General features: G+C 48.2%; 23 protein-coding genes. 7 read left to right on the top strand and 16 right to left on the bottom strand.

The genetic code is table 11. The annotated features are described in order from the left end of the window. Positions 1-186: 186 nt before the first annotated feature. The 3 genes from asnB (at position 187) to comER (ending at position 3,839) form a co-directional block, all read left to right on the top strand. Positions 187-2,115, top strand: a complete 1,929-nt coding sequence (gene asnB, locus HPY31_RS25805) for an asparagine synthase (glutamine-hydrolyzing) (RefSeq protein ID WP_016742586.1) — start codon at positions 187-189, stop codon at positions 2,113-2,115. A gap of 119 nt (positions 2,116-2,234) precedes the next feature. Continuing rightward, entirely contained in the window at positions 2,235-2,939 is a 705-nt protein-coding gene (locus HPY31_RS25800; protein WP_172142992.1) for a helix-hairpin-helix domain-containing protein, read from the top strand. 66 nt (positions 2,940-3,005) lie between these two features. Then, positions 3,006-3,839: a late competence protein ComER gene (comER, locus tag HPY31_RS25795; protein WP_172142991.1), complete on the top strand. Its 834-nt coding sequence runs from the start codon at positions 3,006-3,008 to the stop codon at positions 3,837-3,839. A gap of 94 nt (positions 3,840-3,933) precedes the next feature. On the opposite strand, the gene leuS is transcribed toward comER, so the two are convergent. The 9 genes from leuS to HPY31_RS25750 form a co-directional block, all read right to left on the bottom strand. Next, positions 3,934-6,351 (bottom strand): leucine--tRNA ligase, encoded by a 2,418-nt coding sequence (gene leuS / locus HPY31_RS25790; RefSeq protein ID WP_172142990.1) that lies wholly within the window; start codon positions 6,349-6,351, stop codon positions 3,934-3,936. A 351-nt stretch (positions 6,352-6,702) separates the two neighbouring features. Continuing rightward, on the bottom strand, positions 6,703-7,452 hold the full coding sequence (locus HPY31_RS25785) for a class I SAM-dependent DNA methyltransferase (protein ID WP_172142989.1): 750 nt from the start codon (positions 7,450-7,452) through the stop codon (positions 6,703-6,705). Between the two features lie 6 nt (positions 7,453-7,458). Beyond that, the gene (gene rsfS, locus HPY31_RS25780; RefSeq protein ID WP_016742581.1) at positions 7,459-7,815 is read right to left on the bottom strand and encodes a ribosome silencing factor; all 357 of its coding nucleotides are present in this window, start codon (positions 7,813-7,815) and stop codon (positions 7,459-7,461) included. Then, complete coding sequence (yqeK, locus tag HPY31_RS25775) at positions 7,815-8,405, bottom strand: bis(5'-nucleosyl)-tetraphosphatase (symmetrical) YqeK (RefSeq protein ID WP_007727774.1); 591 nt, start codon at positions 8,403-8,405, stop codon at positions 7,815-7,817. The genes rsfS and yqeK overlap by 1 nt, the downstream gene beginning before the upstream one ends. Then, entirely contained in the window at positions 8,389-8,982 is a 594-nt protein-coding gene (locus HPY31_RS25770; protein WP_172142988.1) for a nicotinate-nucleotide adenylyltransferase, read from the bottom strand. Before HPY31_RS25770 ends, yqeK begins: the two co-directional genes overlap by 17 nt. Before the next feature lie 14 nt (positions 8,983-8,996). Continuing rightward, the gene (gene yhbY, locus HPY31_RS25765; protein ID WP_007727776.1) at positions 8,997-9,287 is read right to left on the bottom strand and encodes a ribosome assembly RNA-binding protein YhbY; all 291 of its coding nucleotides are present in this window, start codon (positions 9,285-9,287) and stop codon (positions 8,997-8,999) included. A 29-nt stretch (positions 9,288-9,316) separates the two neighbouring features. Then, on the bottom strand, positions 9,317-10,168 hold the full coding sequence (locus HPY31_RS25760; RefSeq protein WP_172142987.1) for a shikimate dehydrogenase: 852 nt from the start codon (positions 10,166-10,168) through the stop codon (positions 9,317-9,319). A 75-nt stretch (positions 10,169-10,243) separates the two neighbouring features. Then, entirely contained in the window at positions 10,244-11,365 is a 1,122-nt protein-coding gene (yqeH, locus tag HPY31_RS25755) for a ribosome biogenesis GTPase YqeH (protein ID WP_172142986.1), read from the bottom strand. Then, a complete protein-coding gene (locus HPY31_RS25750; RefSeq protein WP_016742577.1) occupies positions 11,362-11,886 on the bottom strand; it encodes a YqeG family HAD IIIA-type phosphatase in 525 nt (174 codons plus the stop codon). The genes yqeH and HPY31_RS25750 overlap by 4 nt, the downstream gene beginning before the upstream one ends. Positions 11,887-12,085: 199 nt before the next feature. On the opposite strand from HPY31_RS25750, the gene HPY31_RS25745 reads away from it, so the two are divergent. From HPY31_RS25745 to HPY31_RS25735, 3 genes are all read left to right on the top strand, one after another. Beyond that, entirely contained in the window at positions 12,086-12,649 is a 564-nt protein-coding gene (locus HPY31_RS25745) for a TetR/AcrR family transcriptional regulator (RefSeq protein WP_142064592.1), read from the top strand. A gap of 106 nt (positions 12,650-12,755) precedes the next feature. Next, positions 12,756-13,973 carry an MFS transporter gene (locus tag HPY31_RS25740; RefSeq protein ID WP_172142985.1) on the top strand — a complete coding sequence of 406 codons (1,218 nt, stop codon included), beginning with the start codon at positions 12,756-12,758 and terminating at the stop codon, positions 13,971-13,973. Continuing rightward, positions 13,970-14,416 carry a GNAT family N-acetyltransferase gene (locus HPY31_RS25735; protein WP_172142984.1) on the top strand — a complete coding sequence of 149 codons (447 nt, stop codon included), beginning with the start codon at positions 13,970-13,972 and terminating at the stop codon, positions 14,414-14,416. Before HPY31_RS25740 ends, HPY31_RS25735 begins: the two co-directional genes overlap by 4 nt. 47 nt (positions 14,417-14,463) lie before the next feature. Here HPY31_RS25735 and HPY31_RS25730 read toward each other — a convergent pair whose 3' ends face one another. From HPY31_RS25730 to HPY31_RS25705, 6 genes are all read right to left on the bottom strand, one after another. Further along, positions 14,464-14,652, bottom strand: coding sequence for a hypothetical protein (locus HPY31_RS25730; RefSeq protein WP_048032230.1), 189 nt, complete (start codon positions 14,650-14,652; stop codon positions 14,464-14,466). A 13-nt stretch (positions 14,653-14,665) separates the two neighbouring features. Continuing rightward, positions 14,666-15,718, bottom strand: a complete 1,053-nt coding sequence (locus tag HPY31_RS25725; RefSeq protein WP_012685695.1) for a DNA polymerase IV — start codon at positions 15,716-15,718, stop codon at positions 14,666-14,668. 73 nt (positions 15,719-15,791) lie between these two features. Continuing rightward, positions 15,792-16,232, bottom strand: coding sequence for a peroxiredoxin (locus HPY31_RS25720; RefSeq protein ID WP_012685694.1), 441 nt, complete (start codon positions 16,230-16,232; stop codon positions 15,792-15,794). 17 nt (positions 16,233-16,249) lie between these two features. After that, on the bottom strand, positions 16,250-16,741 hold the full coding sequence (locus tag HPY31_RS25715) for a hypothetical protein (RefSeq protein ID WP_172142983.1): 492 nt from the start codon (positions 16,739-16,741) through the stop codon (positions 16,250-16,252). Between the two features lie 148 nt (positions 16,742-16,889). Further along, on the bottom strand, positions 16,890-17,627 hold the full coding sequence (locus tag HPY31_RS25710) for a gamma-glutamyl-gamma-aminobutyrate hydrolase family protein (protein ID WP_026134203.1): 738 nt from the start codon (positions 17,625-17,627) through the stop codon (positions 16,890-16,892). 27 nt (positions 17,628-17,654) lie between these two features. Then, complete coding sequence (locus tag HPY31_RS25705) at positions 17,655-19,295, bottom strand: peptide ABC transporter substrate-binding protein (RefSeq protein ID WP_371811792.1); 1,641 nt, start codon at positions 19,293-19,295, stop codon at positions 17,655-17,657. A gap of 95 nt (positions 19,296-19,390) precedes the next feature. Between HPY31_RS25705 and HPY31_RS25700 the strand changes: the two genes are divergently transcribed. Next, positions 19,391-20,203: a serine hydrolase gene (locus tag HPY31_RS25700; protein ID WP_172142981.1), complete on the top strand. Its 813-nt coding sequence runs from the start codon at positions 19,391-19,393 to the stop codon at positions 20,201-20,203. A 106-nt stretch (positions 20,204-20,309) separates the two neighbouring features. Here HPY31_RS25700 and HPY31_RS25695 read toward each other — a convergent pair whose 3' ends face one another. Further along, a complete protein-coding gene (locus HPY31_RS25695; RefSeq protein WP_016742568.1) occupies positions 20,310-21,605 on the bottom strand; it encodes a phytoene desaturase family protein in 1,296 nt (431 codons plus the stop codon). Positions 21,606-21,637 lie beyond the last annotated feature (32 nt).

Raw genomic sequence — 21,637 nt, 5'->3', positions numbered from 1 at the left:
ATTCATGGTCTCCTAAGGGAGTATATCTAACCGAATGGGGACAAAAATAGAAAAGAAGAAAGGCTAATTCCCTTGTAGAATCAGCGTTTTCGAGGTCAATCACTGGCATTCATAAGAGATTGCGTTGATTGTCGATACATGATAGAGTTAGCAGGAGCAATCCAGTGAGAGGAAGAGTCATTTCTTATGTGCGGAATCGTATCACTCTATAACAAGCGGCAAAAGCCTGTTCAACAAGAAGCGATTAGTGCAATGACGGGTGTCATCCTGCACCGTGGTCCAGATGACGATGGTTTTCACCTTGAAGACAACATCGCCCTGGGCTTTCGTCGTTTAAGCATCATTGACGTGGAAGGCGGACATCAACCGCTGTTTAACGAAACACGTGACATCTGGATTATTGGTAACGGCGAAATCTACAATTACAAAGAGTTACAGCAATGGTTAAAGGACATCGGTCACGTTTTCCACACCGATTCTGATATTGAGACCATCCTCCACCTTTATGAAGAGGTAGGAACAGATGCACCTAAGCATTTACGCGGGATGTTTGGCTTTACGATCTACGACTCCCGTAAAAAACGTCTGTTTGGGGCACGCGACCATTTTGGAATCAAGCCTCTCTACTATGTTGAGACGAATGATTCGATCGGGGTTGCCAGTGAACTCAAAAGCTTGCTGGAGCTGCCAGGCTTCAAGCGTGAAGTGAATCCAACCGCTTTTTATCACTATTTGACGTTCCAATATGTACCTGATCCTGAAACGATGTTTGCTGGCATTTACCGTATACCTCCTGCACACTCGTTCGTGGTTGAAAACGACCAGATCAAGTTGGAAAGATACTGGGATGTAGAATTCAAGCCTGATGAAAGCAAGCCGTTCTCTTATTTTGTTGAGGGTACGCGCAGTGTCATGCTTGAATCTGTCGACAAACACCGGATTAGCGAAGTTTCTCGTGGAGCCTTCTTGTCTAGTGGTGTTGACTCTAGCAGTATCGTTGGGATGTTGCGTACATTCGAGCCAGTCAAATCTTTTTCTGTCGGCTCGGATATTCCTGGTTATAGCGAGCTCGATTATGCGAAGCGAACCGCAGCATACTTGGGATCGGAGCATTTCGAGCGCGTGATAAACGCCAAGCAGTACATGGATGAATTGCCAAGACTGATCTGGCATCAGGACGAACCGGTAGCAGACCCATCTGCCATCTTGCTCTATTTCGTAGCACAGATGGCGAGTGAACACGTAACCGTTGTATTGTCCGGTGAAGGTGCAGATGAATTTTTTGGCGGATACAATATTTACAGAGAGCCTCATTCTCTCAAAATGTTTTCCGGAATGCCTGGCTGGATGCGCCAATCCATCGGATACATGGCAGAACGCCTCCCTGATCAGGTAAAAGGGAAAAACTTCCTCATTCGCGGGTCGAAAACGGTTGAGCAGCGCTTCTTCGGAAACGCGCTGATTTTCAGCGAAGAGATGAAAAAGCGCGTCGTCATGGAGGATATTACCCGTTCGGAATCGTATGTATCTCCTTTCACCATTACAGAAGAGATTTACAAACGCGCTTCCGAATATGATGATGTGACCAAGATGCAATACTTGGACATTCACACTTGGCTCAGAGGCAACATTTTGATGAAGGCCGACAAGATGACGATGGCCAATTCTTTGGAGTTGCGAGTGCCTTTCATTGATCTGAAGGTATTTGAATTCGCCGCTACCATTCCAACCAAGTACAAAATTGCCAACGGCACGACCAAGCACGTGCTTCGTGAAGCGATGAAAGACTTCTTACCACCTGAGATCCAATCGAGAAAGAAGCTGGGCTTCCCTGTTCCGACTCGTCATTGGCTCAAAAACGAATTTTACAAATGGGCAAAAGAGATCATTTTTGAATCCAAGGTGGATAATTTGATCAATAAGGCCTATGTGCTCTACATGCTCGATGAACACCGCGAAGGCAATGCGGATTACAGCCGCAAAATCTGGACGATCCTGGTCTTCATGCTGTGGCATCAAATCTTCATTGAGCAAAAGCACAATTTTGAGCCTTATGTCAGCCCGAACGTAGACCTTCGCCGCAAGAAAAATTCTTCGCTGCAGCATATCGGCTAACAGCGAGAACACACTAAATAGATTTGCAGACCCTCTCTTACTTTTCGTACCATCGTTCATAGAGAACAAGTTCTCTTTATGAACGTATCGCTACGTGAAGGACGGGAGGGTTTTTTGTTATGGTGTTGGAATGGTGGGAGCGTTATCGCCGTATCCTCTTGCTGACTGCAGCTGTTCTGTTTGTCGGTTGTAGCTATTGGCTCTATCAACGCGACCAATCGCATAAGACTGCCGAACTACCGTTGCATACTCCAGCTTATGCAGCATCAGATGTTGAAACAAAAGAACGAACAGATGATTCAGTAGCTGCTCAACCTACCAAGCCGGTAAAAGCAACGCCGGAAAAAGATAAGGATAAGGAACCACTCCCCCCTCCTCTCTATGTCGATGTGAAAGGGCAAGTGAAAAACCCCGGTTTATACCAATTTGAACCAGGTACGCGTGTCGCAACTGCCATCGAAAAAGCAGGAGGAGCACTGCCTGATGCTGATCTGGTCCAGATCAATTTGGCAGCGCCGCTCGCAGATGGAGCTGCTCTTGTCATCCCGGCTAAAGGGGCAACCGTGCCAGTCTCCGCATCCATTGGCCTTGTACAATCTGCTGCAAGCGTATCCACCATTGGTGCCTCTACTGTCATAAACCTCAACACGGCAACTACCGAAGAGCTCATGAGCCTTCCCGGAATTGGAGAAGCTCGTGCAAAGGCAATCGTGGATTATCGGTCAAAACAAGGGCCATTTCGTTCAGCGGATGACCTGAAACAGATTGAGGGAATTGGCGAGAAGATGTTTGCACGGATAAAGGATCGGCTGGTGGTACAATGAGATCCGGTCATGATCATAGGTGCTTCTACATAGAATGGGAAAAGAATATCGGAGGGAGGTATGCCCATGAATAGAATTGGGTTCATTGGTACGGGCAGCATGGGCAGTATCTTGATTGAATCATTACTGTCAGCCAAGGCGCTGACCCCTGGTCATGTCATTATCAGCAACAGAACCCCTGCGAAGGCGCAAAAACTGGCAGAAAAACATCCCGGGCTCATTGTCGCGCACAGCAATGCCGATTTGGTCAAAGAAGCTACAACGATCGTGCTGTGCGTCAAGCCACTGGAATATAGCGTGATGCTCGAACAAATCGCTCCTGCCTTAACGCCAGACCACCTGTTGATTACAATCACCAGTCCGATCAAGCTTGCGGATTTGGAGTCTCAAGTTCCTTGTGCCGTTGCCAGAGTCGTTCCTTCTATAACAAATGCTGTCATGAGTGGTGTCAGCTTGTGTGAATTCGGATCACGAATTCAAGAGGAACAGCGTCAATTCATACGAAGTCTGTTTGCGCATATTAGCTCCCCTATTGAGATTTCAGAGCCTTTTTTACGAATTACTTCTGACATTGTCAGTTGTGGGCCAGCGTTTATCAGCTATATTTTGCAGCAAATGATTAAAGAAGCTGTTGAAGAGACGGGTATTTCCACAGAGGCTGCTACCTACATGACTACGCAAATGCTAATTGGGATCGCAGATCTTTTGCGGGAAGAAGCGTTCACCCTCCCTAGTCTCCAAAAAAGGGTCTGCGTGCCCGGAGGAATTACTGGGGAAGGACTGATTCCTTTGCAAGACGGTATTCCTGGTCTTTTCGCCCAAGTATTTCGCCGCACACAAGCGAAGTTTGCCGAGGATCAGGAACTGGTTGCACGAAATTTGAACAATCAGCCGCATTAGCGTATGACGAAATAATCGTGGATTGACGAAAAAAGGAGTGGATACCTGTCACTCTCAGGTTCCACTCCTCTTCTTATTTCTTGTCGCCCTTTTCTTAACGAACGACGATATTTACCAGTTTGCCTGGAACAGCGATGACTTTGACGATCGTTTTTCCTTCGATCAGTTCGTTAATCATCTCGTTGTTTTTCGCCATCTCTTCCATCTGTTCTTTCGTCGAATCAGAAGCGATGAGCAGCTTTTCTTTGTTTTTGCCGTTAATTTGCAGGACGATTTCTACCTCGTCTTCAACCAGCTTCGCTTCGTCATACGTAGGCCATGCTGCGTATGCCACGCTCTCGCTGTGACCGAGTTTTTCCCACAGCTCTTCACCCAAGTGCGGAGCGATTGGAGACAGCATTTTTATAAAGTCCTCCATGAATTTCTTCGGCAGAACTTCTGCTTTGTACGCTTCGTTTACGAATACCATCAATTGAGAGATACCTGTATTGAAACGCAGGCCCTCGTAGTCTTCTGTTACTTTTTTCACAGTTTGGTGGTACACGCGCTCCATGCCAGCCACGTTGGATGTTTCCACGATTTTTTCGTTCAGCTCACCGTTGTCACCCACAAACAGACGATATACGCGATCCAGGAAGCGGCGTGCGCCATCCAAGCCTTTTGTCGACCAAGCGATCGATGCATCCAGTGGTCCCATGAACATTTCGTACATGCGCAGTGTGTCGGCACCATGGCTGTCGATGATATCGTCTGGGTTTACAACGTTGCCTTTGGACTTACTCATTTTCTCATTGTTTTCACCCAGGATCATCCCTTGGTTAAACAGCTTTTGGAATGGTTCCTTGGTTGGTACGACACCGATATCGTACAGGAACTTGTGCCAGAAACGAGAGTAGAGCAAGTGCAGTACCGCATGCTCTGCACCACCAATGTAAATGTCGATTGGCAGCCATTCTTTCAGTTTGTCTGGATCAGCCAATGCCTTGTCATTGTGTGGATCGATGAAGCGCAGGAAGTACCAGCAGCTACCCGCCCATTGCGGCATCGTGTTTGTCTCACGGCGTGCTTTCATGCCTGTTTCCGGATCGACAGTGTTGACCCACTCCGCGATGTTTGCCAATGGCGATTCACCTGTACCGGATGGTTTGATTTCTTTTGTTTTTGGCAACATGATTGGCAGTTCGGATTCTGGAACGACTTTCATCGTGCCATCTTCCAGGTGGAGAATCGGAATTGGTTCACCCCAGTAGCGTTGACGGCTGAACAGCCAGTCGCGCAGACGGTACGTTACCTTGCGATTTCCTTTGCCTTCTGCTTCCAGCCACTCAATCATTTTGCTGATCGCCTGTTCTTTGTTCAAACCATCGAGCATGCCGGAGTTAATGTGCTCTCCGTCGCCTGCATACGCTTCTTTGGAGATATCTCCACCAGCGATGACTTGCTTGATTGGCAGATCGAATGTTTTCGCGAACTCATAGTCGCGTTCATCGTGCGCTGGAACCGCCATGATGGAGCCTGTTCCGTAGCTGATCAGCACGTAATCTGCAATCCAGATTGGCAGACGCTCGCCGTTAACCGGGTTGATCGCATACGCTCCGGTAAATACTCCTGTCTTTTCTTTTGCCAGATCAGTACGCTCCAGATCGCTCTTGCGCTTCGCTTGATCCAGATACGCTTCTACTGCTTCTTTTTGAGCTGGTACGGTAATTTGTTCAACCAGCTTGTGCTCAGGAGCCAGTACCGCATAGGTTGCCCCGTAAAGAGTGTCTGGACGAGTCGTAAAGACGGTAAAGGATTCATCATGACCTTCGATACCAAAGGTTACTTCTGCCCCTTCAGAACGACCGATCCAGTTGCGTTGCATTTCCTTGATGCTCTCTGGCCAATCCAGTTCATCCAGGTCAGCGAGCAGTCTTTCCGCATACGCAGTAATTTTCAAGACCCATTGCTTCATTGGGCGGCGTTCTACTGGGTGTCCGCCACGCTCACTTTTTCCATCAATGACTTCTTCGTTCGCCAAAACCGTTCCCAAAGCAGGGCACCAGTTTACAGCTACCTCGTCAATATAAGCCAAGCCGTGCTCATACAGCTTCGTAAAAATCCATTGTGTCCACTTGTAGTATTGCGGATCAGTTGTGTTAATTTCACGATCCCAGTCGTAGGAAAATCCGAGCGACTTAATTTGGCGACGGAAGGTGTTGATATTGTGCTCGGTGAATTCCGCCGGATCGTTTCCTGTATCGAGCGCGTATTGCTCCGCTGGCAAGCCAAACGCATCCCAGCCCATTGGATGGAGGACGTTATATCCTTGCATCCGCTTCATGCGGGACAAAATATCAGTAGCCGTATAGCCTTCCGGATGTCCTACGTGCAGGCCAGCTCCAGATGGATACGGGAACATGTCGAGTGCGTAAAACTTTTTCTTGCCTTCATCCTCGGAGGTTTTGAAGGTCTTGTTCTGCTCCCAATATTGCTGCCACTTCTTTTCGACATTGCGATGACTGAATACCATGGTAAAGCACTCCCATCTTAAAATAGGTAAAAATTAAAGAAAACCTCACATCCCAGATCGCTCTTGCGAAAGGGACGAGAGGTTGTTTACATTCCCGCGGTACCACCCAGATTGGCAAATGACAAGCATTCACCCACTTGTTTCATCCGTATCGGGGATAAGTCGCTCACCCTTACACAGTCATGACTTGGATGACCTTGGGGGCAAGTGCTGGGAGGTGAGTTCAGATAGATCCGGGTTGACTTGCACCATCCGTCAACTCTCTGTGAATGCTCGAATCCGATTCCTACTATTCCTCTTAAACGCGTCGAAATCTGTAGTTATAACGCCATTATAGTCAATCCGAACCAATCATGTCAAACTTTTCGGCTTGCGGGCTGAGAAAAATAGGCGCTCACTCGCTTCTTGTGGTGGCAAATCCGAGTAATCAGCGGTGATGATGATATCTGTGAAGCCAGCATCTGTCAGCCAGCGCATCAGTTGGACAGGCTGATAAGCCCTTTGCCAATGCTCCTCTTCCATCCGCTCGTACAAGCCGTTTGGCTGACGAATGAAAAACGTTAACTGATGCTCTACCTCTAGTCGCAGTGGGTCGCAAAAACATTGCCAAATGTACGAAACTTCATCTTCCACATGTGTGAACGTCTCGTCTCCGAAAATGTGCAGCATCTTGTACGGACTGTGCACATCAAACAGAAAGCTCCCACCAGGCGCGAGATGGGCGAAAACGCGCTTGAACGTTTCCTGCACATCCGCTTCCTCTGTAAGATAGCTCAATGAATCACACAAGGAGATGACCGCATCCGCTTCTGGCAAGGACAGCTCCCGCATATCCTGCTCCACCCACGCTACTTCTACTTGCTCCTGCCTCATTTTGTCATAGGCGATTGCAAGCATTTCTGTTGAGAGATCCACTCCCGTAACACGGTATCCCCGCTTGGCGAGTGGGATCGCAATCGTGCCAGTCCCACAGCCAAGATCAATGACCCGCACAGGCTTCTCTCCCTTTTTCCAAAGACGCTCGACCCAATCCAGCCACTGGTCATAAGGAGTATCCGCCATCAGCCTGTCATATACAGCGGCCATATGTGCGTATGCCATCTGTCCTTACCCTTCCGTGCTGAAGGAAACTTCCTCTGCGTCCTTCCACAGGCGCTCCAGGTTGTAAAACTCGCGATCTTCGCGATGGAAAACGTGAATGACGATATCGCCCAGATCAACCAGTACCCAGCGACCTTCATCTGCTCCCTCGATACCGCGGACGTCAAAGCCGTTTTTGTGGGCTTGGTCACGAATTTCGCGAACAATTGCCTGTACTTGACGCTCGTTGTTTCCGTGGCAAATCATGAAATAGTCTGCGATCACAGACAGCTTTCTAATATCGAGCACCTTCAAGTTCTCTGCTTTTTTGTCCTCTGCTGCCTTCACAACCAACTGGGCCAAATCTTCTACTGTTTTAACCATCAAAACCCTCCTTCTCTCCCTTTGCGGGAAACCAAATCGTTATAGGCCGTCAATGTCAACGGGAAAACTGTCTTTTGCTTCTCTATCAAAAATTGAATGGTGCCTCCCAAGGCAAGTGCCAGGGCGGCATCCAAATCATGCATGGCTTTGGCGCGAATAAAATCGACACCGGGGTAAACCCGGTTTGGTTCTATATAGTCTGCCACACAGACGACTTTTTCTAACAGGGACATGCCAGCCCGCCCCGTCGTATGGTAGCGAACAGCTTGTAAAATATCTGCATCCGTTACACCTAGGTCAGTCTGGATCACAATCGCTGCTGCAAAGGCGTGCCACAGCTCTTTTTCCCCTTCCAAAAGCTCTGTAGGCATATCGTGGCGAACCAGAATCTCAAACATTTTTTCCACGGGCCAGCACTTACAGTAATCGTGCAACAGACCTGCAAGCTCGGCTTTGTCAGGATCAGCCCCGAATCTCTCTGCCAGCTCGCGAGCCGACGCAGCCACCCCTAGCGTGTGATTGTAGCGTTTTTCATGCATTTGTTGCCGTACGCGAACGAGAAGCTCTTCCCGATTATCCAAAAGTCTCATAGATTCGGTTCTCCTTTATATAGCGCTCCACGGCATCAGGTACAAGATAACGAATGCTTTTCCTGGCAGCTGCCTTCTCGCGAATCATCGTGGAGGATATGTCCCAAACAGGCATCTCCACAAATGTGACGTCCTCGCTCGATTTTAGGTCCAGTTCGGTTCCTGGTCTCGCTAGACCTATAAAGCGTACCATATGAATCAGCTCTTGGTACTGGTACCATTTGGGCAAGATTTTTACCATATCTCCCCCCATGATAAAGGAAAACCGGCAATCCGGGAACTGCCTAATGAGCTGAGTCATCGTATCATAGGTGTACGATGGCCCTTTTCTTTCAAACTCTATATCTGTAACACGAAACACCTGGTGATCAGATACGGCCAGCTGAACCATTTGCAAGCGGTGATGCGCCAGCGTCAGACTCTCTCTTTCTTTGTGTGGGGGAACGTGTGTAGGCATAAACCAGATTTCATCCAGGCCCGCTTGCTCTCTGGCTTGTTCGGCCGCCAGCAAGTGCCCACAATGAATCGGGTCAAACGTTCCTCCCATGATCCCTACTTGCTTGATTGTCTGTCTCATTGCATGCGGGTCACTTACGGAAGCTTGATCGTCTTGTTCTCCCGAGACTCTTTGTACAAGACAACTGTATGGCCAATCAACTGCACAAGCTCTGCTCCAGCACCTGCAGCGAGATCTTCAGCCACTTGATGTTTATCGTCATTATTGTTTTGCAAAATCGCTACCTTGATCAATTCGCGTACTTCCAACGCTTCTTTGATCTGCGTGATCATGTTTTCGTTTACGCCGCCTTTTCCAACTTGGAAAATAGGGGTGAGATGATGTGCTTCTGCGCGCAAAAAGCGCTTTTGCTTGCCGGTCAACATCGGCAATGCCTCCTTTTATATCCTGCCAATCAGGTTGTTTTCTTTAATTGTTGCAAGACGACCTCACGCATAACCCCAGTTGGTGCTCGCTCGCCCGTCCACAGCTCGAATGCCAGTGCCCCTTGATTCACGAACATACCGATTCCGGAATGAACAGTGGCTCCGATGGCACGCGCTTCTTTGAGCAGACGTGTTTCGAGCGGGTTATAAATCAGATCGCTAACAGTTAAACCGGAATGAAGCCACTCTGCTGGCACAGGTGTCTCCTGCACGTTTGGCAGCATTCCGATTGATGTCGTATTGATCAACAGCGAAGAGTCCGCGATAGCTGCTTCCCCTTCGCCCTGTTCTACGATTTTCGTAGGTACAATCGTTCCGACATGCTCAGCCAATACCGCGGCTCTTTCCCGGGAACGATTGATGATGCGAATTTCCTTGACTCCTTGTTCAGCCAAGGTAAACGCCACAGCTCGCGCAGCGCCTCCAGCCCCTACCATGGTTACCACTTGCTTTTCAAGAACGATTCCCGTCTCTTCCACAAGCGAACGAACATAGCCCATACCATCTGTGTTATAGCCGATCAAGCGTCCATCACGAGAAACGACGGTATTAACGGCACCGATTCGTTTGGCTAGTGGATCGATTTCATCCAGCAACGGCATGATAGCGACCTTGTGGGGAATCGTGACGTTAATCCCTTTTAGGCCTAACGCGCGAATACCCGCGACTGCATCTTCCAGATTTTCCGGTTCCACATCGAACGCAGCATAGGCAAATCCCAACCCGGTCTCTACAAAAGCTGTATTGTGCATCATCGGTGATTGTGAGTGGGAAACTGGATGCCCAAACAGGCCAACCAGTTGTGTTTTGCTTGTAATCATGGAGCTTTTCCTCCCCGGACGTCTCTCTATAGCATATGGCAAGGGGCAAGGCTAACTCGACTTTTCTTGTTTAAGCTAGATCAGCCCTTTGCGCATCCCAACACTTACGCCTTTAGGTGCATGCACGACAACACTCGCTTCGTGTTTTCCTTGGATGCTGACCCAGCCCAAACCGGAAATTACGATGTCAGTGGTCGTGGTGGACTTGTTGATTTTAAAGGTGTGCTTCACAAATGGTGGAAGTGCTTTCGCAGCTTCCTCCCCTGTTGGTGGTACCAGCAAGGTTCCATGGTGCTTTTGCATCACTTCGTCTGCTTTCTCCAGCTTCGTCCGGTGGATGTACAGATCGTTGTCGACATAGACGATGAACGGCTGTCTCTCTCCGCGTACGAAGTCGATACGGGCTAAACCACCCAAAAAGAGCGATTGTTCATCATCGAGCTGATACACCTTGGAGTTGATTCGGCTGGTCGGGGTAATCTTTCTCAGATCAGTCGGGGATACCATATGTCCGATCTGGTCGCGATTAATGATTCCCGGCGTATCAAAAATGGAGCGGCCATCCTCGAGCGGAATCTCGATTTTGTCCAGTGTCGTACCAGGGAATGGCGAAGTGGTAATCTCCAGCTCAGCCGCACCGTAGTCATGCAAGATGCGGTTGATCATGGTCGACTTTCCTACGTTGGTCACACCGACAATGTAAACATCGCGGCCTTTGCGCAGCTCTCCAATGCGATTCAACAGTTCATCGATATGAAGCCCTTTTTGCGCGCTGATCAGTACAACATCCTCCGGGCGCAGTCCGCGTTCTTTTGCTTCGTGCTGCATCCAGTTGCGTACACGGTTCAGGTTGATGTTTCTCGGCAGCAGATCAACCTTGTTACCCACGAGCAAAATCGGATTCTTCCCGACAAAACGTGGCAAACCCTTGAGCCAGGAGCCCTGGAAGTCAAAGATATCGACTACCATTACGACAAGAGACTCCGTAGAGCCGATGCCATCCAAAATCTTGAGAAAGTCGTCATCGCCCATTCCTACGGGAGCTACTTCATTATAATGCTTGATGCGATAACAGCGCTGACAAATGATTACCTTTCTGCCAAGCGCGGATTCAGGTGCATAGCCAGGCTTTTTTGCATCTGCTGTCTGAATGGCAATCCCACATCCAGCACAAGAGCCATGCGTTTGTTCCGTCATGCTTTTCTCCTCCACGAAACCATTCCTTTCCTCTCCATCCAAATAAGGGCCACACGCTCCATCTGACGATTAAAGCGCGTCCAAAAACCATCCGTCTGGGCTACAGGAACAACCAGGATCGTATGAAATCCTAATCGATTTCCTCCCAGCACATCGGTAAACAATTGATCGCCAATGACAACAGTCTCAGCGATGGTTACATTCATCTGCCGCACTGCCTGCAAAAAGGCACGGTTTGTCGGCTTTTTGGCCGCATAAATAAACCCGAGATTTAATGGGGCACAGAAGCGGTCTACACGCTCCTTTTTGTTGTTGGAGACAACAGTGACCTGTATGCCTGCCTCATGCATGCGAGCAAGCCAATTGATGACCTCCTCGGTTGCATGTGGCCTGTCCCATTCCACCAAGGTATTATCCAAGTCTGTAATCACCGCACGGATGTTATTTCGTTTCAATTGATCTATGTCAATGTGATGGATTGATTCGACGAACTGACTAGGCATCAGCTTCTCTAAAAACACGGGGCACCTCCAAATGATGTGAAGCAATCAACCGCGATTTCGGCACTTACTATACCATAATCGACCACTTGGTTGCAAAACAAAAAGCATGATCACCACTTGCATTGCACTCTCATCCTGTGTAAAATGGCGTTACCAAGAAAACTATTTTTGTTTTTATGGTTTTCTATTCCGTTGTTTTGGCTGGGGGTCGGTTGCAATGAAAAACCGGATCATGAAAGGTTTCATTGAAGAGATTCGCGATAAAGGCATGAAATTCTCCATGGATGATTTGGCGAAGCGGCTCGGTATTAGCAAACGCACGTTATACGAGCACTTCTCATCCAAAGTGGAAATTCTGGAAACAATCATTCAGCAGTCCTTTGAAGAGGGCGATGAAAAAACACAGCAAATTCTCGCAGACGACAGTCTCTCTCTTATCGATAAAATCAAAGGCGTCATGATGGTTTTACCGACACACTATGAATTTTATGATTTGCGCATCCTCGAACAGATGAAGCGCTATTATCCTGAGCAATATGCCCAAGTCGAGGCTTCTCTATCCGAGGATTGGCAAACGCTTCGCGTCCTTCTCGAGCAAGCGATTCGAGAGGGACTCATCGTCAATATGGACGTCACGCTCATGCTGAAGGTCATTGTCGATGCGCTGAATTCAACACTCGACCAGCGCTTTTACATGAAAAACCAGATTACAGTCTCAGAAGCGCTTTCCGCTATTGTAGATGTCCTCTTGTTTGGATTGGTACCAGCGGATAAAAGGTAACAAATGACTCGTGGTCATCCCATTAACATCGGAAGACCACGAGATCGTTCTTTGTAAGAAAACCAATAAAACAAAAATAGTTTTTATAGTTGAGAGGTGTTCCATCATGTCCATTTTTACACAAATGACTAAACAACAACGAATCGGACTTTTGTTTGTCATCCTGATCCTTTTCATCGATATGTTACTGTATAGCTTATTGATTCCGATTGTTCCTTATTTTACGGAAAAGCTACAGCCATCCTCTACAATGATGGGCGTGCTGTTTAGCAGCTATGCGATCGCAATGCTGATTGCCACTCCTATTTTCGGGCCAATATCCGATCGGATCGGCAGACGGAGCATGCTTTTGATCGGCTTGCTCGGCCTTGCTGCTTCCACGTTATTGTTTGCTTTCTCAGAAACAATGGCCTTGTTGATTACCGCACGTTTTGTCCAAGGTATCGCTGCTGCGGCTACATGGCCAACTGCCCTTGCCCTCTTGGCGGATTTGTTCCCATCCAAAATGCGCGGAACTGTAATGGGAATTGCATTGACGGCGATTTCGACCGGTACATTGCTCGGAGCGCCGATTGGCGGATGGCTGTTTGAAATCAGTGACCATCGCATGCCTTTTCTGGCAGCAGCAGCCTTTACCGTAATCAACATTGTGCTGGTCTTCTTGTTCTTGAAGGAAGACGCGACGAAAACTGTCAGCGAAAAGCTTCATGTCGGTGGATTCATCCGCAATCCGCAAGTCATCTTTATCGCTGGGATCGTCCTGTTGGCTGAGATCTCCCTTTGCTTGCTGGAACCGACGTTACCCGTATTTTTTACAGAGAAACTCAGCATGACGCCGACAACGATTGGTCTTTTGTTTGGGGTCATGACACTCGCGTACGGAATGATCGCCCCAGTTGCCGGCTCTCTTTCTGGCCGCATGAATCCGTATAAACTCATGTTTGGTGGAATCATGACGTTGGCTGTGTTTCTGCCATTTTTAGCGTGGGCCGACTCCCTCTGGCAGGCAATGCTCGCAATGGCCCTGATTGGAGCCAGCATTGGTTTCACCTTATCGCCTACCTTGGGTACGTTAGGGGCCATTATTGACCAAGGAGGCAGCGGTGCATACGGCACAGCCTACTCTCTTTTTAATATGTTTCACGGGATCGGAATGGTTGCAGGCCCACTGGCAGGGGGAATTTTGACGGATTTACTTCCTGTATCGTCTGCCCTCCTAATCGTCGCAGCATCCATACTTGGCTTCGGCATTTTACTATTTGTCCAATTAAAAGCAAGCAAATCCACCAGCCTCAGTATCAAGGAAAGCGAGATGAAATTTTGAGCTTGTCGATTCGTGAAATTACGAAAGAAAATTGGCGCCAAATTGCCAGCTTGACTGTAACAGAAGGTCAACACTCCTTCATCGAAAGCAACTCTTTTTCCATCGCCCAATCAGGGTTTGAACCGGAATGGATATCATGCGGTCTGTATGACATGGACATCGCTGTCGGTTATGCCATGCACGGGATCGACGTAGAGAATAGCCGAATTTGGCTGGATCGCTTTATGATTGATGGTCGCCATCAGGGGAAGGGTTACGCCAAAAAGTTTCTGCGCATGCTCGTTGAAGAAATGGGCAGACGCTACAGCTGTACGCGCATTTACTTGAGTATTCATCCTGAAAACGAGTTCGCTCGAAAGCTGTATGAGTCGTTAGGCTTTACCTCCAATGGCGAAATGGATGGACCGGAGGAAGTGATGGTCCTCGACTTGACAATGGAATAGAAAGGCACCTCCTCTGTCGATACGGACGAAGGGGGTGCCTCTTGTCGTTATCGTTGACTTTTCCGTGCTTCCATCAGTCGCTTGACCTTCTCAGTCGGAGTCCAGCATTGAAATCGATAGTCCGGACGCGTCTCATAGGTCAGACGAGAACATCGATAGCTGACTCCTCCCGTACCTTTCTCCACGCGAAAATGGATACAGGTCGCACAGCAATGAAAGGCATTCTCTGTCTCCACTGTTCTCCCTCCCTTACCTCCCCAGCTTCCACGAAAACATCGAGAGCTGTTCGTACCGCTCCCCTTGCTGCTCGGCAAAATTCGAAAAGCCTACACCAACTAATCGAACGCCCGCTGTATAGTCAAAAGCGTCGAGCAAATCGTCCAACAGCTCCTGCCAATTAGCCCCAGCCACAGCCTTGTGCTGCTTGGTTCGTTGGGTAAAGTCCGCGTACTTGATTTTTAGCGTAATCGTCTGGGGCTCGACCCCTTCTTCTCGGATATCCTCTTCGACCTCACGCAAAAGGGAGGTAGCAATCGGCGCAATCGCATCTCTGTCAAACAAATCAAAGGGCAGAGTCGTTTCGCGGCTCGATGATTTCGGCGCGCGGTCCATCTCAATTTCGCGATTGTCTTCTCCCCTCGCCCGGTAATAGAGGGAACGACCGAACTTTCCAAATAATGTAGTGGCCTCATCGAGTGAAAGCCGCCAAAAATCCTCTACCGTCTCAATCCCCTTTTTCGCGAGCAGCTCTTGTGACTTTTTGCCGACTCCATGCAAAGTGCCAATTGGCAACGGCCGCAGCACATCCAAAGCCTGCTCTGGTCGGATGATGACAAAGGCATCCGGCTTTTTCAAATCACTGGCAATCTTAGCCAATGACATATTGTAGGAAAGTCCGATGCTGCAAGTAAGTCCGGTCTCTCGTTTGATTCGCCTCTTGATATCGCGGGCGATGGGTACCGCATTCTCATAATGGGACACGTCCAAATAAGCCTCGTCTAGACCCACTGTTTGATAACGTTCTGTATAAGAAGTAAATATCTGTCTGACTTCAGCAGATTTTTCGATATAACGGCTATAGCGGACAGGCAAATAATAGCCTTGCGGACATTTCTTCCTCGCCATGGCGACAGGCATTGCGGAGCGAACACCGTATTTTCGTGCCTCGTAGCTACAGGTCGATACGACACCTCGATTGCCAGTTCCCCCGACAATGACCGGCTTCCCCCGAAGTTCAGGACGATCTAACTGCTCTACACTCGCGAAAAATGCGTCAATATCCAAGTGAAGAATTTTTTTCATAGGGATAACCACCAAACATACATTCTCATTTCTATTATCCCTGTTTTGGTCCATTGACGCAAGCGAGAACGTCCTAGGCTTGGTTTTCGATTACCTGTAGCAGCTCTGATACTGGAGGATTTCCTTTTTTGGCGTAGATGATCGTTCCGTTGTTGCCTATGATATACACAATACGTTGCTGGAAAAACAATCCGAGAACCTTGCCGACATCATACGCTTTTCGAATGGATTCGTCTTCATCCACGATCAATGGAAATTCATAACGGAACTTATCAGCAAACGAGCGCTTTTTGTCCATGCCACCGGGATTGACACCAAAAACGAGGGTATTTGCTTGTTCGATTTTCTTGTAGTGATCCTGAACCGCACATAGCTGCTTCGTGCAAATCGGGGTATCATCGCCCGGATAGAAGATGAGGACAATATTTTCTTTGCCGATGTGATTCCTAAGATCAATGGTTCCTTTTGTGCTCGTCGCCGTAAAGACGGGAGCCGAGTCTCCGACCTTTAACATTTCTCTCACCTCTATCCTCAGTATACAGGGGCTTTCGGAATGTCAAAATTCATTCGCCCATCCCGATACTTTGTGAACGGATCTTTCTCCTCCCCCATAATCCATACCTTTCCTTCCCATACATGTACGGTTTCAGCATGTTCAAATCTTTGTCCACCCTGCTCAACTTCAAACTTCATTTCAAGAAAGGCAGTATGCCCATCTTCGTATCTAATCTTTGTGATCTCAAAGTCTTTCATTTTATACTGTTGAGCTTGTAAGAAGGCGACCTTTTTCATATAAAATTCTTTCGCTTCCTGGTTACTTAACGTTGTCCCATCAACTGGGTGCCTGCCGTTAGCATCATAAAGATAAAGCATCTCGAAAGCCGTTGCGTAGTCTTCATCGATTAGCGCTTGATAATAATTTGTGGTTATCATTTTCATTTCGCGTTCAGCAAAATACTCTGCGAAAAGAAACCTTGGAAAAACGAGTAGAAAAAGCAAAATAACAACAATTATTTTCTTCAAATACTCACCTCACGAAAATCCAGTCTCTTACGTGAAGTTCGATTCTGCTTGTCATTTATCCTTGTTTCCCTACACTTCTACGGGGAAGCCCTCCCACACGCAAAAAACCGCTCTGGGCAATCCCAGAACGGTTTCTCTCATTACGACTCTAGTTAGTCGCTTGCAGCTTCAACTGCTTTATCCGAGCAACAAATGCCTCGGCAATCTTCAACATGTCGTCGTCGTGTGCCCACATCCGTTCTGGATGCCACTGTACGCCCACATGTAGCCCGTCGAGGCTTTCCATCGCCTCAATCACACCATCAGCCGCGCATCCTGTGACTTTGAAGCCCGGTGCTATGTCTTTGACTGCTTGGTGATGAGAGGTGTTCACGAGCACCTCTGTCTTTCCGAGGGCATCCGCTACAAAGCCAGGTTGCAGCGTAATCTTGTGCGCCCCGTATTGCCGTGACCCCTTCTGTGCATGCTGTAATGCTCCTGGTACTTGACTCGGGATATCTTGAATGAGGGTGCCGCCACACGCCACATTCAAAATTTGCATCCCGCGGCAAATGCCCAGGATTGGCTTTTTCAGCTCCAACGCAATCTTGATAATCTCAAGCTCTGTGATGTCTCTTTCGTAATTGATATCGCCCAGCCCTTGCAGCGGGTCTTCGCCGTACAAATGCGGCGCAGGATCTTCACCACCGGACAAAATCAAGCCGTCCAGCGATTCGATCATCTCACGAAACGGAGCATCCTGAATCGTCAGCAGTGGCAAGATCAGTGGAGTACCGCCACTGCGCGCAATTCCGTTCACATAGCCTGAACCTACATAGAAAAACTGGTCGAGATCGTTCTTCGGAAAATACATTTTCGTACATGCCACACCAATGATCGGACGCACGCCAGTCACTCCCTCATAGACTCATGATTACTTTTGATTGGAAGCGTACTTGAAATCGATGAACCCGAGTGCATCTACTACCACATCTTTAACGCTATCCTGCTTCACCCACGCATAGGTGAAATAGTAGATGGGCAACGCAGGCATTTCATCCATGACGATTTGTTCAGCTTTCTTGAGGATTTCCTTGCGCTTCGCTACATCCCCTTCTTTGGCAGATTGCGCGAGCAAATCGAGGAACTCCTTGTTTTCCCATTTGGATGTATTCAGTCCACCCTTGAAGACCTCCAGGAAGTTGATCGGATCGTTGAAATCGCCAATCCAGCTACCACGACCGATGGTGAAGTTCCCTTGCTTCATGTCCTCACGGTGAACCTTGTTCTCTTTGTTAACCAATTTGACTTCGATGCCAAATGCTTTGCGCCATTGATCCTGAATGACTGTCGCAATACGTGAGTTGACCTCTGATGTATTGTATGCAATCGTGATCGGTGGCAACTCTTTGATCCCCGCTTCTTTCATACCTTCTGCCAAGAGCTTCTTCGCAGTCTCTACATCGCCGTCTTTGATGTAGCCCTCTGGCGTGAGTGCCATGGTCGGCGGGAGAATACCCGTCGCAGGCGTGCTCTTGTATGGTACGACATTATCGGAAATTTCCTGACGATTCACTGCCGTAGCAAATGCCTGACGAATCTTTTTGTTGTCAAACGGCTTTTGCTTCGTATTAAAAATGTACCAGTACGTACCCGCTGTTGCTTGAGCTTGCATCTTTCCGGATTCTTTCAGCGCATCCAGTGCATCCAGTGGCAAATCGCCCAGTGGTGAGCCCGCCCAGTCCAGATCACCTTTTTCAAACATCGACAGCTCTGTATTGGCATCCTCGATCATGTTCAACGTCAGCTTGGACAATTTGACAGCGTCCTTATCCCAGTAAGAATCGCTCTTTTCGAATTCGATCTTTGATTTGTGCTCCCAATTTTTCAAGCTGAATGGCCCGTTTGAAATGTACGTCTCTGGCTTCGAAGCCCACTCTTTGTTGCCCTCAACTGCTTTTTTGTTGACCGGAAAATAGGTGACAGACGCAACCAGTCCCGGGAAAAACGGCGCCGGGTTTTCCAGCGTAACCACGAGTGTCTTGTCGTCTGTTGCCTTCACGCCGACATCTTCTGCTTTTGCCTTGTTGGCGTTAAAGGCTTGCCCATTTTTCAAATAGTACATCTGATACGCGTAACCGGAAGCGGTTTTCGGGTCGAGAACCCGTTTCCATGCGTATTCGAAGTCATGAGCCGTAACCGGATCTCCATTGGTCCACTTGGACTCCCGCAGATGGAAGGTGTACGTGAGACCATCAGCGGAAACCTCGTACTTCTCTGCGACCGCCTCTTTTAGCTCGCCTTTTTCATTCAGGCGCAGGAGGCCATCAAATGCTGCACGGGCAACAGACATCGAAGGGATATCTTCTGCCAGTCCAGGGTCGATCGTGCTTGGCTCACCTGAATTCAGGTTGACCTGCATTGTTTGGGGGGCGCTACTCTGCTCCTGCTTCGCACCTGTCGTCTCCCCCGTGTTGCTTGCTTGCGGTGTTCCACAACCAGCGAATGCTAAACTGGTTAATAGAACAGCACAAAATGATAGTTTCTTCCACGTATGCAACAGCAAAACCCCCATCTTCGAATAATTCTTCTTGATTGTTAGGAGCATGACTAAATAATATTATCTTGAGAAAATTTTGTCTACATCGAAACAAAAGGAGATGGGTCTACATGTTATCCAGTCTTTTTGCCCAAATATCCAGTCTGATCAAGGACGCTGGCGGGGAATGGGGAATCTTTTTCGAAGATTTGCAAACCGGCGAAACATTATCCATCAACGAAGATCAGCGCTTCTATGCAGCCAGTGTGATCAAAGTCCCGATCATGACAGCTGTTTTTGCAGAGGCGTATGCAGGCAAGTTTGCCTTCGAGGACAAAATCAAGCTGCGTACAGAGGATCTCGTTGGGGGTGCAGGTGTTCTTCAGCATATGACTCCCGGCACTGAATTTACGATTCGCGACCTGGTTACCCTGATGATCATCCAAAGCGACAATACGGCGACGAACATAATGATTGATCTCGTGGGAACAGAGAGCATCCGCAACGCGATGCAAAAAACCGAAATGACAAACAGTCGCTTCTACAACAAGCTTATGGTCGTCCCAGCCGAATTGGAAGGATACAATGAGGTGACGGCAAAAGACATGGGAAGCCACCTCCGCTACTTGGCAACAGGAAAAATCATCTCCTACGACAGCTGTTTAAAAATGGTCGCCATCTTGAAGACTCAACAGCACCGTGAGCGCATCCCCTTCCTTTTGCCTGACCCGGACGGTAATGTGATCGGGACGATTCCGAAATGGGAATTCGCCAACAAGACTGGCTCTGTAACCAAAATCACGCATGATGTCGGAATCCTCTACGTCGGTTCACACGCTGTCACTTTGTCCATTTTAAACAAGGGACTCGAGCAAAAGGACGCCGCCAACGTCATGGCGCAAATCGGCAATCTCGTTTATCACATATATAGTCAGAAAGCGTAATCCATGTGGCCTGCCATCTCCATTGGCGGGCTTTCTCTTTCTAACGTTGAATGAGAAAAAACAAGCAGGCATTCCTTTCTCCAAGGAACACCCGCTCGTCATTGACTTATTCTTTTTCCAAAATCAGCTTGGCAACGTTCATCGCGCTAGAGAAAGACAGCTCAGACAGTTGGCCTTGTCCTTCACACCAGTCACCCGCAAAGAACAGGTTGCGGTAATCCGGCATGAAAATCGGCATTGGCTTCTGATTCATGGTCCATTTGATCTCCTGTACGACTGCACGAGCAGAAACGCGCGGCACAACCAGTTGCTCACGCCAGCCTGGGAAATGCTTGTCATACAGGTTTTCAATCTCTTGTTTGCGGATTTCGGCCGCTTCCTTGTTTCCTACTTCATCCTGACGCATGTAAGCAGTCGCCTGCAGCAACTGCCCGCCTTCAGGTACACAAGTGCGGTCATAATACGAGATATCGGTAATGAAAATATTGTTTGCTTTTTCGTAGATGTAGGAGAACGGTACGTCAATTCGCTCTTTCAAGCCAATGTCATACACCATAACAACCGTTGGCTCGTATTCAGCATGCTGTGCAACCGCATGTTCCAGGCGCGTCTCCGCAAAGACCTTCGCCATTTCCTTCGGCGGAATACAGCAAATAAATTCATCCGCCGTAAATTCGCCCTCCGGTGTCACCACTCCAACCACACGGTCATTCTCTACTTGGAACTTTTCTACTTTGGTTTTGATCAGAATCGTACCCTGATTTGCTTCAATCACACGCACGAATTCATTGATCAGTGCTTGCCAACCGCCACCGATATACGCTACCGGTTTATTCGTTGTGAACAAACGGCTGTAGTAAGAAAAGAAAACGTCAGAAGGAATCTTTTCAGGCTCACGCGTGAAGAAGTTGGAAGAAGCAAGCGTCAACATCATTTCTCGCACTTCTTCGTTGACTTGCTTTTTCTCCATCCACTTTTGAATCGACATATGTGGATGGCCTTTCTCCATTTTTAGCATCGTTTTCAAAATCTCAAACGTGAACAATACTTTGTCCATACCTTTTAAGAGCTTCGTTTGGAAAAGTCCTTGTACATTCGCCGGAACTGCAGTCAGATCGCTACCAATATCGTACTTGGCTTTTGTCGGATTGAAATCCTGCCAATCGATGTTCAGACCCAATTCTTTTTCAAACGTTCTCAAAACGGAGCTGTCGCGAGCATAAATGGCGTGGGCACCGAAGTTGAAGTTAAATCCTTTGATCTTCAGTGTAACGGCACGTCCACCCAATTGACCGCGTTCCAAAACTGCAACTTTTTTGCCTTTCGACGACAGGTAGGCAGCGCTGGAAAGACCAGCAAGTCCTCCACCTACAATAACAACGTCATAGTGATTGGTTGTCATACACAATCTCCCCTACGCACTAGCGATGTTGA

The organism is Brevibacillus sp. HB1.3, assembly GCF_013186635.1.
In the GTDB taxonomy this organism is placed as follows: domain Bacteria; phylum Bacillota; class Bacilli; order Brevibacillales; family Brevibacillaceae; genus Brevibacillus; species Brevibacillus brevis_D.
The sequence above is the reverse complement of the archived record's forward strand: the minus strand, read 5'-3'. Positions and strand labels throughout refer to the sequence as shown.

Excerpts from the sequence above, each read along its gene's own strand:
- HPY31_RS25695 (WP_016742568.1), bottom strand. The coding sequence starts at position 21,605 with ATGACAACCAATCACTATGACGTTGTTATTGTAGGTGGAGGACTTGCT.
- HPY31_RS25760 (WP_172142987.1), bottom strand. The coding sequence starts at position 10,168 with ATGATTACAAGCAAAACACAACTGGTTGGCCTGTTTGGGCATCCAGTT.
- HPY31_RS25745 (WP_142064592.1), top strand. The coding sequence starts at position 12,086 with ATGAAAAACCGGATCATGAAAGGTTTCATTGAAGAGATTCGCGATAAA.
- HPY31_RS25705 (WP_371811792.1), bottom strand. The coding sequence starts at position 19,295 with ATGGGGGTTTTGCTGTTGCATACGTGGAAGAAACTATCATTTTGTGCT.
- HPY31_RS25785 (WP_172142989.1), bottom strand. The coding sequence starts at position 7,452 with ATGGCATACGCACATATGGCCGCTGTATATGACAGGCTGATGGCGGAT.
- comER (WP_172142991.1), top strand. The coding sequence starts at position 3,006 with ATGAATAGAATTGGGTTCATTGGTACGGGCAGCATGGGCAGTATCTTG.
- asnB (WP_016742586.1), top strand. The coding sequence starts at position 187 with ATGTGCGGAATCGTATCACTCTATAACAAGCGGCAAAAGCCTGTTCAA.
- leuS (WP_172142990.1), bottom strand. The coding sequence starts at position 6,351 with ATGGTATTCAGTCATCGCAATGTCGAAAAGAAGTGGCAGCAATATTGG.
- HPY31_RS25770 (WP_172142988.1), bottom strand. The coding sequence starts at position 8,982 with ATGAGACAGACAATCAAGCAAGTAGGGATCATGGGAGGAACGTTTGAC.
- HPY31_RS25720 (WP_012685694.1), bottom strand. The coding sequence starts at position 16,232 with ATGTTAAAGGTCGGAGACTCGGCTCCCGTCTTTACGGCGACGAGCACA.
- yhbY (WP_007727776.1), bottom strand. The coding sequence starts at position 9,287 with ATGTTGACCGGCAAGCAAAAGCGCTTTTTGCGCGCAGAAGCACATCAT.
- HPY31_RS25740 (WP_172142985.1), top strand. The coding sequence starts at position 12,756 with ATGTCCATTTTTACACAAATGACTAAACAACAACGAATCGGACTTTTG.
- yqeK (WP_007727774.1), bottom strand. The coding sequence starts at position 8,405 with ATGAGACTTTTGGATAATCGGGAAGAGCTTCTCGTTCGCGTACGGCAA.
- HPY31_RS25725 (WP_012685695.1), bottom strand. The coding sequence starts at position 15,718 with ATGAAAAAAATTCTTCACTTGGATATTGACGCATTTTTCGCGAGTGTA.
- HPY31_RS25800 (WP_172142992.1), top strand. The coding sequence starts at position 2,235 with ATGGTGTTGGAATGGTGGGAGCGTTATCGCCGTATCCTCTTGCTGACT.
- rsfS (WP_016742581.1), bottom strand. The coding sequence starts at position 7,815 with ATGGTTAAAACAGTAGAAGATTTGGCCCAGTTGGTTGTGAAGGCAGCA.
- HPY31_RS25700 (WP_172142981.1), top strand. The coding sequence starts at position 19,391 with ATGTTATCCAGTCTTTTTGCCCAAATATCCAGTCTGATCAAGGACGCT.
- yqeH (WP_172142986.1), bottom strand. The coding sequence starts at position 11,365 with ATGACGGAACAAACGCATGGCTCTTGTGCTGGATGTGGGATTGCCATT.